14 protein-coding genes are annotated in these 13,057 nt (G+C 63.4%); 1 reads left to right on the plus strand and 13 read right to left on the minus strand.

All coding sequences use genetic code 11. From position 1 onward, the window contains the following. Positions 1-2: 2 nt before the first annotated feature. The gene (gene queA / locus ACQ4W4_RS08130; protein WP_436541518.1) at positions 3-1,064 is read right to left on the minus strand and encodes a tRNA preQ1(34) S-adenosylmethionine ribosyltransferase-isomerase QueA; all 1,062 of its coding nucleotides are present in this window, start codon (positions 1,062-1,064) and stop codon (positions 3-5) included. A 178-nt stretch (positions 1,065-1,242) separates the two neighbouring features. On the opposite strand from queA, the gene recG reads away from it, so the two are divergent. Beyond that, complete coding sequence (recG, locus tag ACQ4W4_RS08135) at positions 1,243-3,345, plus strand: ATP-dependent DNA helicase RecG (RefSeq protein WP_436541519.1); 2,103 nt, start codon at positions 1,243-1,245, stop codon at positions 3,343-3,345. A gap of 129 nt (positions 3,346-3,474) precedes the next feature. On the opposite strand, the gene ACQ4W4_RS08140 is transcribed toward recG, so the two are convergent. The 12 genes from ACQ4W4_RS08140 to ACQ4W4_RS08195 form a co-directional block, all read right to left on the minus strand. Beyond that, on the minus strand, positions 3,475-3,966 hold the full coding sequence (locus ACQ4W4_RS08140; protein WP_436541520.1) for an REP-associated tyrosine transposase: 492 nt from the start codon (positions 3,964-3,966) through the stop codon (positions 3,475-3,477). A gap of 215 nt (positions 3,967-4,181) precedes the next feature. Next, positions 4,182-4,307: a hypothetical protein gene (locus ACQ4W4_RS08145; protein WP_255206293.1), complete on the minus strand. Its 126-nt coding sequence runs from the start codon at positions 4,305-4,307 to the stop codon at positions 4,182-4,184. Next, complete coding sequence (locus ACQ4W4_RS08150) at positions 4,307-5,521, minus strand: MFS transporter (RefSeq protein WP_436541521.1); 1,215 nt, start codon at positions 5,519-5,521, stop codon at positions 4,307-4,309. The genes ACQ4W4_RS08145 and ACQ4W4_RS08150 overlap by 1 nt, the downstream gene beginning before the upstream one ends. After that, positions 5,518-6,522: a Gfo/Idh/MocA family protein gene (locus tag ACQ4W4_RS08155; protein WP_436541522.1), complete on the minus strand. Its 1,005-nt coding sequence runs from the start codon at positions 6,520-6,522 to the stop codon at positions 5,518-5,520. Before ACQ4W4_RS08155 ends, ACQ4W4_RS08150 begins: the two co-directional genes overlap by 4 nt. 3 nt (positions 6,523-6,525) lie before the next feature. Next, the gene (locus ACQ4W4_RS08160; protein WP_436541523.1) at positions 6,526-7,341 is read right to left on the minus strand and encodes a DUF3025 domain-containing protein; all 816 of its coding nucleotides are present in this window, start codon (positions 7,339-7,341) and stop codon (positions 6,526-6,528) included. A 7-nt stretch (positions 7,342-7,348) separates the two neighbouring features. Next, positions 7,349-8,413, minus strand: a complete 1,065-nt coding sequence (gene pyrC, locus ACQ4W4_RS08165; RefSeq protein WP_436541524.1) for a dihydroorotase — start codon at positions 8,411-8,413, stop codon at positions 7,349-7,351. Positions 8,414-8,502: 89 nt separating this feature from the next. Further along, positions 8,503-8,838: a helix-turn-helix domain-containing protein gene (locus ACQ4W4_RS08170; RefSeq protein WP_436541525.1), complete on the minus strand. Its 336-nt coding sequence runs from the start codon at positions 8,836-8,838 to the stop codon at positions 8,503-8,505. Beyond that, entirely contained in the window at positions 8,816-9,214 is a 399-nt protein-coding gene (locus ACQ4W4_RS08175; protein WP_436541526.1) for a type II toxin-antitoxin system RelE/ParE family toxin, read from the minus strand. Before ACQ4W4_RS08175 ends, ACQ4W4_RS08170 begins: the two co-directional genes overlap by 23 nt. A 164-nt stretch (positions 9,215-9,378) precedes the next feature. Continuing rightward, entirely contained in the window at positions 9,379-10,836 is a 1,458-nt protein-coding gene (locus ACQ4W4_RS08180) for an amidohydrolase family protein (protein WP_436541527.1), read from the minus strand. 28 nt (positions 10,837-10,864) lie between these two features. Then, a complete protein-coding gene (locus ACQ4W4_RS08185; protein ID WP_076571831.1) occupies positions 10,865-11,590 on the minus strand; it encodes an amino acid ABC transporter ATP-binding protein in 726 nt (241 codons plus the stop codon). Positions 11,591-11,609: 19 nt separating this feature from the next. Then, on the minus strand, positions 11,610-12,302 hold the full coding sequence (locus tag ACQ4W4_RS08190) for an amino acid ABC transporter permease (protein WP_326458866.1): 693 nt from the start codon (positions 12,300-12,302) through the stop codon (positions 11,610-11,612). Between the two features lies 1 nt (position 12,303). Then, positions 12,304-13,053, minus strand: coding sequence for an amino acid ABC transporter permease (locus tag ACQ4W4_RS08195; RefSeq protein ID WP_099411325.1), 750 nt, complete (start codon positions 13,051-13,053; stop codon positions 12,304-12,306). Between the last annotated feature and the right edge of the window lie 4 nt (positions 13,054-13,057).

Raw genomic sequence — 13,057 nt, forward strand, 5'->3', positions numbered from 1 at the left:
TCTTATTCTTTCACGGTGTGGGTAAGGTTCAGCGGAAGCGGCGCTCGCGATTGCGTAGTGAGCAGCATCGCGTCGCCATAGCTGAAGAAACGGTAGTTCTGTGCGATCGCATGCGCGTAGGCGCTGCGGATCGGCGCATAGCCAGCAAAGGCCGACACCAGCATCAGCAGGGTCGACTTCGGCAAATGGAAGTTGGTGATCAGGCGCGTCACCGTCTTGAAGGCATAGCCGGGTGTGATGAACAGGGCCGTATCGGCGCTGCCCGCCACCAGCTGGCCGCTTTGCGAGGCCGATTCCAGCGCGCGCAGGCTGGTCGTGCCAACGGCGACCACGTCGCGCCCGGCAAGTTGGGCGGCGCGCACGGCGTCGACGGTTTCCTGCGGCATGGTGTACCACTCGGTATGCATCTTGTGTTCGGCCAGCACTTCCGTGCGCACGGGCTGGAAGGTGCCGGCGCCCACGTGCAGGGTCACATAGGCGAAGTTGACGCCCTTGGCCTTCAATTGGTCGAGCAGGGCCTGGTCGAAATGCAGGCCGGCCGTCGGTGCGGCGACGGCGCCCGGCACCTTGTTGAACACGGTCTGGTAGCGCGTTTCATCGAACTCATCCGCGTCATGCTCGATGTAGGGCGGCAGCGGCAAGCGGCCATGCGCCTCGATCAGCTCGAACACGTCGGCCTCGAAGTGCAAAGTAAAAAATTCGCCGGCGCGCTGGCCGACCGTGACGTCAAAGGCGTCGGCCAGGCGGATGCGGCAGCCGGGCGGCGGCGACTTCGACGCGCGCACCTGGGCCAGCACGGTGCGGTCGTCCAGGACGCGCTCGACGAGCGCCTCGATCTTGCCGCCGCTTTCCTTGACGCCAAAAAAGCGCGCCTTGAGTACGCGCGTATCGTTCATCACCAGCAGGTCGCCCGCGGCTAGCTGTCCTACGATGTCGGCGAACTGGCGGTCGACCACGGTCTCGCCATCCAGATGCAACAGGCGCGAGGCGCTGCGCTCGGCCAACGGAGTTTGCGCAATGTTTTCTTGCGGCAAATTAAAATCGAAATCGGAAAGCGAATACATGCGTTTTGCTTCAAAAGTACGTCAAAAATGATTAGGAGTGCGCAATGGAACATCTGGCACTATACTGTGCGCCTATACAGGCATTACAATAATCCGCCGCAACAATTTACGACTGCGGTACGCACAGGGTGTGCCGGACAACCCTCTATTTTACGCTAGCGGCACAAAAATCTCCGATATGTCCGAACCCAAGCCCGATCTTCCTCCCACGGCCAAGCCTGCCGCGAAACCGAAAGCCGCCAAAAAAGTGGTCAGCACGGAAAGCCGACTGGCCAAACTGGGCTTGCGCACGGATATGGACCTGGTGCTGCACCTGCCGATGCGCTACGAGGACGAGACCCGTGTCTACACGATACGCGACGCCTGCCTGCGCGGCGGCGAGTCGTGGCAGGTCGAGGGCATCGTCACCAAGTGCGAAGTCAATTTCAAACCGCGCAAGCAGCTGCTGGTGACGATCGCCGACGAAACGGGCAATTTGCTGCTGCGCTTCATGAATTTCTACGGCAGCCAGGTCAAGCAGCTGGCCGAAGGCACGCGCGTGCGCGCGCGCGCCGAGCTCAAACACGGCTTTTTCGGCGCCGAGATGGTGCACCCGACGTATAAGGTGGTCAACGAGGGCGCGCCGCTGCCCACGGCCCTGACGCCCGTGTATCCGTCCGGCGAGGGCCTGTCGCAGCACGTGCTGCGGCGCGAGATCGCCGACGCCATGCGCCGCATCGACTGGCAAGACACCTTGCCCGAGCACCTGCTGCGCGAGATGCAGCTGTCGCCGTTCCGCGCCGCCGTGCACCTGCTGCACTATCCGCCGCAGGACATCGATGAAAGCGCGCTGATGGACCGCTCGCATCCGGCCTGGGTGCGCATGAAGTTCGATGAGCTGCTGGCGCAGCAGCTGTCGCTCAAACGCGCCCAGCGCGCGCGCCGCTCGAAAGGCGCTGCCTCGCTGCCCATCGTCGGGACGTTATCGAATGCCTTCGCCGCCGCCCTGCCCTTCAAGCTGACGGGCGCGCAGGCGCGCGTGCTCGAGGAAATCCGCGCCGACCTGCGCCAGCCGTATCCGATGCAGCGCCTGCTGCAGGGCGACGTCGGCAGCGGCAAGACGGTGGTGGCGGCCCTGTCGGCCACGCAGGCGATCGACAGCGGCTACCAGGCGGCGCTGATGGCGCCCACGGAGATCCTGGCCGAGCAACACTTCCGCAAGATCGCCGCCTGGATGGAGCCCTTGGGCGTGAAGGTGGCGTGGCTGACGGGCAGCCTGAAGAAAAAGGAAAAGACGGCGGCGCTGGCCCTGATCGAATCGGGCGAAGCGCAGCTGGTGATCGGCACGCATGCGCTGATCCAGGACAACGTGCTGTTTGCGAAACTGGGCCTGGTCATCGTCGACGAGCAGCACCGCTTCGGCGTGGGCCAGCGCCTGACCTTGCGCAACAAGGGCGACAGCGCGGCCGTGCCGCACCAGCTGATGATGTCGGCCACGCCGATCCCGCGCACCCTGGCCATGACGTATTACGCCGACCTGGAAGTGTCGGTGATCGACGAGCTGCCGCCCGGCCGCAGCCCCATCGTCACGCGCGCCATCGACCAGAACCGGCGCGACGAGGTCATCGCCCGCGTGTATGCGGCCGCGCTGGAAGGCCGGCAAGTGTACTGGGTCTGTCCGCTGATCGAGGAATCGGAAGCGCTGCAGCTGCAGACGGCCACCGATACCTACATGATGCTGGCCGAAGCCCTGCCCGCGCTGCAGGTGGGCCTCGTGCACGGCCGCCTGAAGCCGGCGGAAAAACAGGAGGTAATGGACGCCTTCATCGCCGGCCATATCCACGTGCTGGTGGCCACCACCGTCATCGAGGTGGGCGTCGACGTGCCGAACGCCTCGCTGATGGTGATCGAACACGCCGAGCGCTTCGGCTTGTCGCAGCTGCACCAGCTGCGCGGCCGCGTGGGCCGCGGCTCGGCGGCCAGCGTCTGCCTGCTGCTGTATCAAGGCCCGCTGGGCGGCGTGGCGCGCCAGCGCCTGATGACCATGCGCGAAACGACGGACGGTTTCGAAATTGCCCGCCGCGACCTGGAAATTCGCGGTCCCGGGGAATTCCTCGGCGCGCGCCAGTCCGGCCAGGCCATGCTGCGCTTCGCCGACCTGGAAACGGATCAATGGTTGGTAGATCAGGCGCGCGACGTGGCGCACGATCTGCTGCACGCCACCACGGCGGCGGCCGCAGCCACCGTCGAAGCGCATTTGGCGCGCTGGCTGGGTGGGAAAGAAGAGTTTTTGAAGGTGTAAAGCCGGTATTGCTTTCAGGTGCTGTCGGATTACGCGCTGCGCGCTAATCCGACCTACGCGAAAAGACACCGCAATAGGTCGGGTAGGTCGGATTAGCGTAGCGTAATCCGACAACATTGTTGGCCAGCGTCACTCCCGCCCAACACCTGTCATGTCCACGCCGTTCCCGCCCCAATCCGCGGCACACCATCCCTGCCTTACATACGGGTGAAAACTGGAATACGGCCAATCGATAACTTTACCCACAAGGCCATGCTTGACGGGGTTGTAATGGATGTAATCGACATGGTTGGCGAAGTCGCGCTCGTCGCGTAGCACATGCTCCCAATACCGCTGCTGCCAGATAGGTTTAAGATCGCTGTGCTTGCTGAACCACGTCTTGATCAAGCGCCAGCGCGTCATGAAATCGGCATCGTCTTCAGGCAAGGTCCAGATACAGTGCACGTGATCGGGCAAGATGACGATGGCGTCGATAGCGAATGGCCGCTTCTGGCGCACGACGCGGACAGCATCCCTCAGCAAAGCCACGGCAGTTTCCGACGTAAAGACGGGCCGCCGACGGGCAGTCACCACCGTGAAGAAAAAGCTGCCGCCTGGCTGGAATGCGCGTCGGTATCGCATGGTTTCAAGGTATTGTCGGATTACGGCCTGCGGCCTGAGCCATCGGTATTGCTTGCTTTCGGGTGTTGTCGGATTACGGCCTGCGGCCTAATCCGACCTACGCGATAGACGTTGCAGCAAGTCGGGTAGGTCGGATTAGCGTAGCGTAATCCGACTTCCAGCGTAATCCGACTTTTTAATCCGACTTTTCGCAAACTACCTTGCGCCCGCGCAGCCTACATGCACATCCAGAAGCGGTTCGCCAGGTCCAGCATGAAGTCGGGGCGCAGATAGGCCAGGAAGACGAGAGCCAGCAGCGCGGCGCCAGCCAGGCGCCATAGCCATGTGCGCCAGCTGGCCATTACGCGGCCACCGCCACGCGCTTGACGGCGCGCTCGTCGATGGGCAGGTTGATCAGCGCGGCCAGCAAGCCCAGGCCGATGGTGATCATCCACACGACGTGGTAACTGCCCTGGTGCTCGTACAGGTAGCCGCCCAGCCAGGCACCGAGGAAACTGCCTACCTGGTGCGAGAAGAAGACCATCCCCGCCAGCATCGACAGGTGCTTGACGCCAAAGATGCCGGCGATGATGCCGTTCGTCAGCGGTACGGTCGACAGCCACAGCACGCCCATGCCGGCGGCGAACAGGTACACGGACCACGCCGACAATGGCGCCAGCAGGAACACGGTGATGACCACGGCGCGCGTCACGTAGATGGCCGACAGCAGGTAGCGCTTGGCGATCTTGCCGCCGAGCTTGCCCGCATAGTAGGAGCCGACGATGTTGAACAGGCCGATCAGCGCCAGCGCCGTGACGGCGATGTTGGGGTTCATCAGGCCCTGGTCCTTCAGGTAGGCCGGCAAGTGCACGCCGATGAAGACCAGCTGGAAGCCGCAGACGAAATACCCGGCCAGCAGCAGCCAGAACGAACGGGTACCGACGGCTTCGCTGAAGGCGGCGCCCACGCTTTGCTGCGGGCCGCTGGCGTGCGACACGGGCGGCTCGCGCAGGTAGAAGGCCATCGGGATCATGGCCAGCAGCACCAGCGCGGCCAGTACATAAAAGGCGTTTTGCCAGCCTACGGCGGAGATCAGCTGCTGCTCGACCGGCATCATCAGGAACTGGCCGAAGGAGCCGGCCGCCGACGAAATGCCGAAGGCCCACGAGCGCTGCTCGGGCGGCGCGCTGCGGCCGATGATACCGCTGATGGCGCCAAAAGCCGTGCAGGCCAGCGCCAGGCCGATGAAGATGCCGGAACCGACGATGAACAGCGTGGGCTGCGTCACGAGCGCCATCCACACGAGGCCCGCCATGTAGCTGATGGCGCCGATGATGACGACGCGCATGGTGCCGAAACGGTCGGCCGCCATGCCGGCAAACGGACCGAAGACGCCCCACATCAGGTTTTGCATGGCCAGGGCCAGCGAATACGTTTCGCGCGTCCAGCCATTGGCTTGCGAGATCGGCTGCATCCAGAAGCCCAGCCCATGGCGCACGCCCATCGCCAGGGTCAGCACGACGCCGCTGGCGATGAGGACGGTTTTCAGACTGGGACGCGATGGGTGCAATATCATGGGGTTCCTGTTCTCGCCTGGTCGGCTTGGTAGACGAGGCCGATCTGGCCGCGCATGGCGTCAAGGTTGTGCATCAGCGCCACGCTGTCGGCGTGCGGCATGACGGGGCTTTCCAGCAGGCCGGCGCGGATGCAGCGCATCGCTTCGATCGCCTCGTGCGCGTAGCCATTGCCCAGGTGCGGCGCGGCGACGACGCGGCGCGCGCCATCCATCGTTTCGACGATCAGGTGATCGGGCTTGTAAAAACGGCTGGGCAGGCGAATGCGCCCCAGGCTGCCGGAAATGCTCATTTCCGTCGGCGTCTGCGCACGCAGGCTGCAGGCACAGGACGAGGTGCCGCCACCCGCATGCAGCAGCGAGAACACCACCTGTTCATCGACGCCGGTGGCGCCCATCTCGGCCAGCGCCTGCACCTGCAATACGGGGCCGAGGAAGAAAGCCGCCATCGACAGCGGATAGATGCCCACGTCGAGCAGCGCGCCACCGCCGAGTTCAGGATTGAATATGCGATGCTCGGGCGGGAAGTTGGCGACAAAACCGATATCGGCCTGCACCTGCCGCAGCACGCCGATCTCGCCGCTGGCGATGATGCGCTGCGCTTCCTGCACGGCGGGCAGGAAGCGGCTCCACATGGCTTCCATCAAAAACAGCTTTTTATCGCGCGCCATGTCGGCCACGGCCTGCGCTTCGCGCGCGTTCATCGTGAACGGTTTTTCGCACACGACGTGCTTGCCGGCAGCCAGGCACATCAGGGCATTTTCCGCATGCAGGGTGTGTGGCGTGGCGATGTAGATCACGTCCACGCCAGGATCGTCAGCCAGCGCCTGGTAGGAGCCGTGGCAACGCTCGATGCCGAATTCGGCGCCGAAGGCCTGCGCGCCGGCGCTGCTGCGCGAGGCGATCGCCGCCAGCTGCGCGCCAGGCGCGTCGCGCAAGCCATTGGCCATCGCGCGGGCGATCTTGCCTGTGCCGAGGATGCCCCAGCGGACGGTATGCTCCATGCTCTACTCTCTTTCTGCGCCAGCTGCCTTGCGCTTCGGGCGGAATACCGCCGCGTCATTGTAAAAATCTTCGTCCTGTCCTTCGCACCAGCCGGGCAAGCCAAGCACGGGCAGCGGCGTGAAGTCGGCTGTCGTCAAGCCATCGCTGGCCAGGTCTTGCGCCACCCTCGCGTCGAGCCAGGCGCGGCGTGCCGCATCGTCCAGGGTGAAATAGGCGTCGCCGGCGAAGATCACGCGCGTGTGCGCCGTGATGGCCTTGCGCGGCGCCACCAGTTTTTCCATCAGCGCGTGGCCGAACAGCCAGACTTCGGCGTCGCCGCCCGCGCCAAATTTATCGCGCTGCGCAATGAACGCGCTGCGCCAGTCGTGCCCGCGCAGTGCCGCTTCCAGGGCGCGCCCCGCATCGCAGTCGCGCAGCACCAGCAGGGCGGAATTCTCATCGAAAATCGTCGCACCGTCGCGCGCGGGACCGCGCGATTTGCCGACGCCGGACAGGGCGATCTGCGCCGCCTGCAGCGCATTCAATTGGCGCTTGATGCGCGGGAAGGTGAGCCACACGAGCGCGTTGAAAAAATCGTGCAGATTGTCGCGCGTGGGCACGCCGCCCGTCGCGCCGATGAACTCTTCATAGGCCACGCCTTCGGGCAGGTCCGCTTGCGGCACGAAAGCCAGCGGCAAGCCGGACGGATTGCGCAAGTCCAGCGCCCGCGCCCGCCCGTTCAGCGCGTTGATTACCGTGTCGCGCTGCAGGTCCAGCTGCCGTCGCGCCGGCAGCACCGTGGCAAACCAGGGGCGGGTCCAGTCTATCGATGGCAGCATGGGGTGATTACACCATTTTCCAGTTGATCTGTTCGCCCGCGTTGAGCGGAATGACGTGGCTGTCGCCCAGCGGCAGCGACGCCGGCAAGGTCCAGCTTTCGCGACGCAAGGTGATGGTGTCCGTGTTGCGCGGCACGCCGTAGAAGGCCGGGCCGTGGAAGCTGGCGAACGCTTCCAGCTTGTCGAGCGCACCGGCCCGTTCGAACGCTTCCGCATACATTTCCATCGCGTGCAGGGCCGTGTAGCAGCCGGCACAGCCGCAAGCCATTTCCTTGGCGCCTTGCGCATGCGGCGCCGAATCGGTGCCGAGGAAGAAGCGCTCGTCGCCGCTGGCGGCCGCCGTCATCAGCGCAAGGCGGTGCTCTTCGCGCTTGAGGATGGGCAGGCAGTAGTAATGCGGGCGGATGCCGCCCTTGAAAATCTCGTTGCGGTTGTACAGCAGGTGGTGCGCCGTGATGGTGGCGGCGATCGGACCTTCCGCTTCGGCCACGTATTGCGCCGCATCCTTGGTGGTGATGTGCTCGAACACGACGGACAGGGCTGGGAAGGCGCTGCGCAGCGGGCGCATCACGCGCTCGATGAAGACGGCTTCGCGGTCGAAAATGTCGATTTCCGGGTCTGTCACTTCGCCGTGCACGAGGAAGGGCATGCCCACTTCCTGCATCACTTCGAGCACCTTGTAGCAATTCTTCAAATCCGTAACGCCCAGGTCGGAATTCGTCGTGGCGCCGGCCGGATAGAGTTTCACGGCCTGCACGATGCCGCTGTCCTGCGCGCGGCGGATTTCATCGGGCGAGGTGTTATTCGTCAGATACAGCACCATCAGCGGATCGAAGTTCACGCCTTGCGGCACGGCGGCCAGGATGCGCTCGCGGTAGGCGCTGGCATCGGCCGTGGTGGTGACGGGCGGCTTCAGGTTCGGCATGACGATGGCGCGGCCGAACTGGCGCGCGCTGTGCGGCAGCACGCTGGCCATGACGGCGCCGTCGCGCAGGTGCAAATGCCAGTCGTCTGGACGGGTGATGGTGATGGAGGATGGAACGGCGGCTGGGGTGTGATCGGGTGTGGACATGGCGGCTGCTCTCAGGCGGTCATTGCGGATAGCGCCATTTTACCAGCCGCGGAGCCGCAGCACAGGCCCGGGAAGCCCGTGAGGAATGCTCAGGCGACAGCCAGTTTCAGATGGCCGATAGCGTTGGCGGCCGGTTTGACGCTGATCTCGATGTCGTAACCGAGACGGTTCAGGCAATCCATCAGTTTGCGCTCGGACAAGCCGGAAAAATCGCCGCGCAGCATGCCCGACACCTTGGGCTGCGCGATCCCCATGCGCCGCGCCGCTTCTTCCTGCGTCAATTCCAGCTTGCGCATGGCATTGCGAATTTCGCCCACCAGGCCGGACTTGATTTGCAGCTTGTCGGCGCCGGACAGACCCAGGTCGGCAAAAACGTTACCGCTGGACAGTTCAAACTCGGTCTCATCGACGAGATGTTTTTTCATGGCGTAACTCCTCAATCCATTGTTGTGCACTGTGCAGGCGAGCGCGCACCAGATCCATTTCCCTCCTGGGCGTCGCGATACCGCTCTTGCTCTTCTTTTGGAAGCAGTGCAACACGAACACCGCCTCTTCGAATTTCACCGTGTAGACGGCGCGATAGGTGCCCCCCACGTCATCCTCGACAATTTCCAGGACGCCCGCACAACCGAAGCCGTGCAATACCTTGGCGTTGTCGTGCCGGTCACCGCGCTGCGCCAAATCCAGCGCATGCCCAAAGAACGAACGTATGTCCGCAGGCAAGGCCATTAACTCTTTCTTGGTGGAGCCGACCCACACCAGCGGCTTGTGGAGTTTTGGCGTTTTTTGGGTGATCTTCATGAATTATACCTTTATTAGTATAAAAAAGAAGGATTTGGCTGGCAACGAATCAGCGTACGGCGAATTGAATTGCGATCGTTTGCGACAAGCCAAGCACGAGCGGCTGGCAGACGACAAAACGCCCGGTATCAATCGGCCGTTTTTTGGCATAAAGACGAAGAAAATCAGGACTTGGCCGGCGCCGTCTCCTGCTTCGCCACCCAGGCGCGGATCTCGGCCAGCATCCGGTCCAGCGCGGCGCGGTCGTACACGTGGCCGCGGCTGACCACCAGGCGGATCTGGCGCGTGGCGCCGATGTCCTGCAGCGGATTGGCGTCAAGCACCAGCAGGTCGGCCGCCTTGCCGGCCGCCACGCTGCCGTAGCGCTCCAGCTTGCCCAGGAAGCGGGGACCGTTGATGACGGCCGACTGCAAGGCTTGCTTTGGCGTCAGGCCGTATTGCACGTACAGGCCGATTTCATCGTGCAGGGCCTGGCCCGGATAGTCGAAGGAATTCAAGAAGCCCGCGTCGGTGCCGGCGATGATGCTCACGCCCTGCTGCTGCAAAATGGGCAGCAGCTTTGCCGATTGCTCGAACTGCGCGTGGCGCTGGGCGATCGCATCCGGGCCATCCTTGGCGGCGCGCTGCACGCGCCAGTCGTAGGTGGCGCGCAAGCCCTTGCCGATGTACTGCAGGGCAGGATCGTGCGTATGGTCTTCGCGGTCCAGATACGCCGTTACGCGCGACCCCCACAGGGTCGGCACGATGGCCGTGCCGCGCGCGGCCAGGTAGCTGAAGGCCTTGCGCGCCGTCGGCTCGTCGTAGCTCTGCAGGCTTTCGCGCATGGCCTCCTTGCCCGTCATCGCGCCGGCGGCCACCTTGTCCGTCAGCTCCTGTTCGCGCGGCGTGGTGGCGCGCAGCAGATACGATTGATGCTCGATCGTGCCCAGGCCCGCATCGGCCATCTGCTCCAACGTGAGCTGCACGGGGATATGGCCCGAGGTGCGCATGCCCCGTTCGCGCGCCTGGCGCAGCGCTTCCAGGTACAGCTCCGGCTTCAGGGTGTTTTCCGTGATCTTCACGAAGTCCACTTGCTGCGCCTGCAGGCCGTCCAGCGCGCGCGTGACTTCCTGCGGCGTGCCCACTTCGATGGTGCCCTTCCACAGCGGCTTGATGCCTTCGAGCTTGGCGCCAGAGGTAAAGATCGTCGGACCTTCCAGCTGGCCCGCATTGATCTGCCGGCGCCATGCCAGCACCGTGTCGGGCAAGTCGCCCGAGCAGTCGCGCACCGTGGTGATGCCGTGCGCCAGGTACAAAGGCAGCAGCTGCTTGTTCTCGTCGATCAGTTCGGGGCCGCCGCCGAAATGCACGTGCGTATCCCACAGGCCCGGCATCAGGTATTTGCCGGGCAGGCGGATGGTCCGCTTCGGCGCGTAGCTGCGCAGCTGCGGGTCATCGACGACGGCGACGATGCTGTCGCCCTTGAGCAGCACGGTCTTGCCCTTGACGGCGAGGCCACCGGCCACGTCGATCAGGGTGGCGTCGCGCAGGGCGATGTCGACGGCGATCTTGTCGGCCGCGTGGGCATGGGCAAGCATGCCCAGCGCCAGCATGGCGCCGGCGATGTGTTTCATGTCAGGCATGCGTACTCAACTTCAAGGTGATGGAAAATTAATGGATGATCTTGGCGAGGAAATCGCGCGCCCGGTCCGAGCGCGTCGTGTTGAAGAAGTCGTCCTTGCTGCAATCCTCGATGATCTTGCCCTGGTCCATGAAGACGATGCGGTTCGCCACGCGCCGGGCAAAACCCATTTCGTGCGTGACGACCATCATCGTCATGCCTTCCTGCGCCAGGCCCACCATCACGTCGAGCACCTCGTTGATCATCTCCGGGTCGAGCGCCGATGTCGGCTCGTCGAACAGCATGGCGATCGGGTCCATCGACAACGCGCGGGCGATCGCCACGCGCTGCTGCTGGCCGCCCGACAGCTGGCCGGGGAATTTATCCTGCTGCGACAGCAGGCCCACGCGGTCCAGGTATTTCAAGCCCTTGGCATTGGCTTCGTCGGCACTGCGGCCCAGCACCTTGATCTGGCCGATGGTGAGGTTTTCGCGGATCGACAGATGCGGGAACAGCTCGAAATTCTGGAACACCATGCCGATGCGCGCGCGCAGTTTCGACAAATTCGTTTTCGGATCGTTGACGGTGATGCCGTCGACGATGATCTGTCCCTGCTGGATCGGCTCGAGACCGTTGACGGTCTTGATCAGGGTCGACTTGCCGGAGCCGGACGGGCCGCAAATGACCATCACGTCGCCCTTGGCGACGTTGGTGGTGCAGTCGGTCAGTACCTGGAACTGGCCATACCATTTGCTGACGTTATTGAGTTCAATCATCTTGTTCTTTCTTTTACGGTTAGCGAATGATGGCGACGCGTTTCTGCAGGCGTTTTACCAGGAACGACAAGGCATAGCACAGCACGAAATACACGACGGCCACAAACACGTACATTTCCACCAGACGGCCGTCGCGCTGCGCGATTTTCGAGGCGGCGCCGACGAAATCGGGGATCGACAGCACGTACACGAGCGACACATCCTGGAACAGCACGATGGTCTGCGTCAGCAGCACGGGGATCATGTTGCGGAAGGCTTGCGGCAGCACGATGTTGCCCATGGTTTGCCGGTAGTTCATGCCCAGCGCCTGGCCTGCCCATACCTGGCCACGCGGGATCGACTGGATGCCGCTGCGCATGATCTCGCAATAGTAGGCCGCCTCGAACATGATGAAGGTGATCAGCGCGGAAGAAAACGCGCCCACTTTCACGGGCTCGTTGGCGCCGATGACCCAGGCGGCGATATACGGCACCAGGAAGTAGAACCAGAAGATCACCAGCACCAGCGGGATCGAGCGTATCAGGTTGACGTAGCTCGATGCCACGCCCGAGACGATACGGTTGCTGGACAGGCGCATCAGCGCCAGCAGGGTACCCAGCACGATGCCGCCCACCATGGCCAGCGCCGTCAGTTTCAGGGTGAAGACCATGCCGGTCTGGAACAGATAGACCCACGAGCGGGAGATGACGTCGAAGTCGAAATTGCCGAACATATCAGTGTCCTCCCGTCTTGGCGCCGGCGACGATGAAGCCGGGGATGGCGACCTTTTTCTCGATCAGGTGCATCAGCACCACGACCAGCAGGTTGACGACGATGTAGATGATGGTGGCGGCCGAAAACGCCTCGAATACCTGGAAGGAAAACTCCTGGATGGCGCGCGCGCTGGCCGTCAGTTCGATCAGGCCGATGGTCAGCGCCACGGAACTGTTCTTGATGATGTTCAAAAATTCGCTGGTCAGCGGCGGCAGGATGACGCGCGCGGCCATCGGCAGCAAAATGAAACGGTAGGTTTGCGGCAGGGTCAGGCCCAGCGCCGTGCCGGCCAGTTTCTGCCCGCGCGGCAGCGCCTCGATGCCCGTCGTCACCTGCACGGCCACGCGCGAGGAGGTAAAGAATCCCAGGCACAGCACGGCCGTGACGAAGGGCGCATTCGGCAGCGACTTGACCCAGGCGCCCAGGTCCGGCGGCAGCAATTCCGGCATGACGAAATACCAGAGGAACATCTGCACCAGCAGCGGCACGTTGCGGAACAATTCAACGTAGGCATTGGCCACCCCCACCAGCCATTTGTTCGGCAGGGTGCGGATGGTGCCGACCACCAGGCCCAATATCAATGCCATGATCCACGCCGCACCGGCCGTGGCCAGGGTCCAGACCAGGCCGGACCACAAGGTGTCCATATACGTGCCCACGCCATCGGGAGAAATCTCCCAGAAAATGCGCCAATTCCAGTTGTAATTCATGATC

Origin of the sequence: Janthinobacterium glycogeni, assembly GCF_051380725.1 — a bacterium.
Classification (GTDB): Bacteria; Pseudomonadota; Gammaproteobacteria; order Burkholderiales; family Burkholderiaceae_D; genus Janthinobacterium.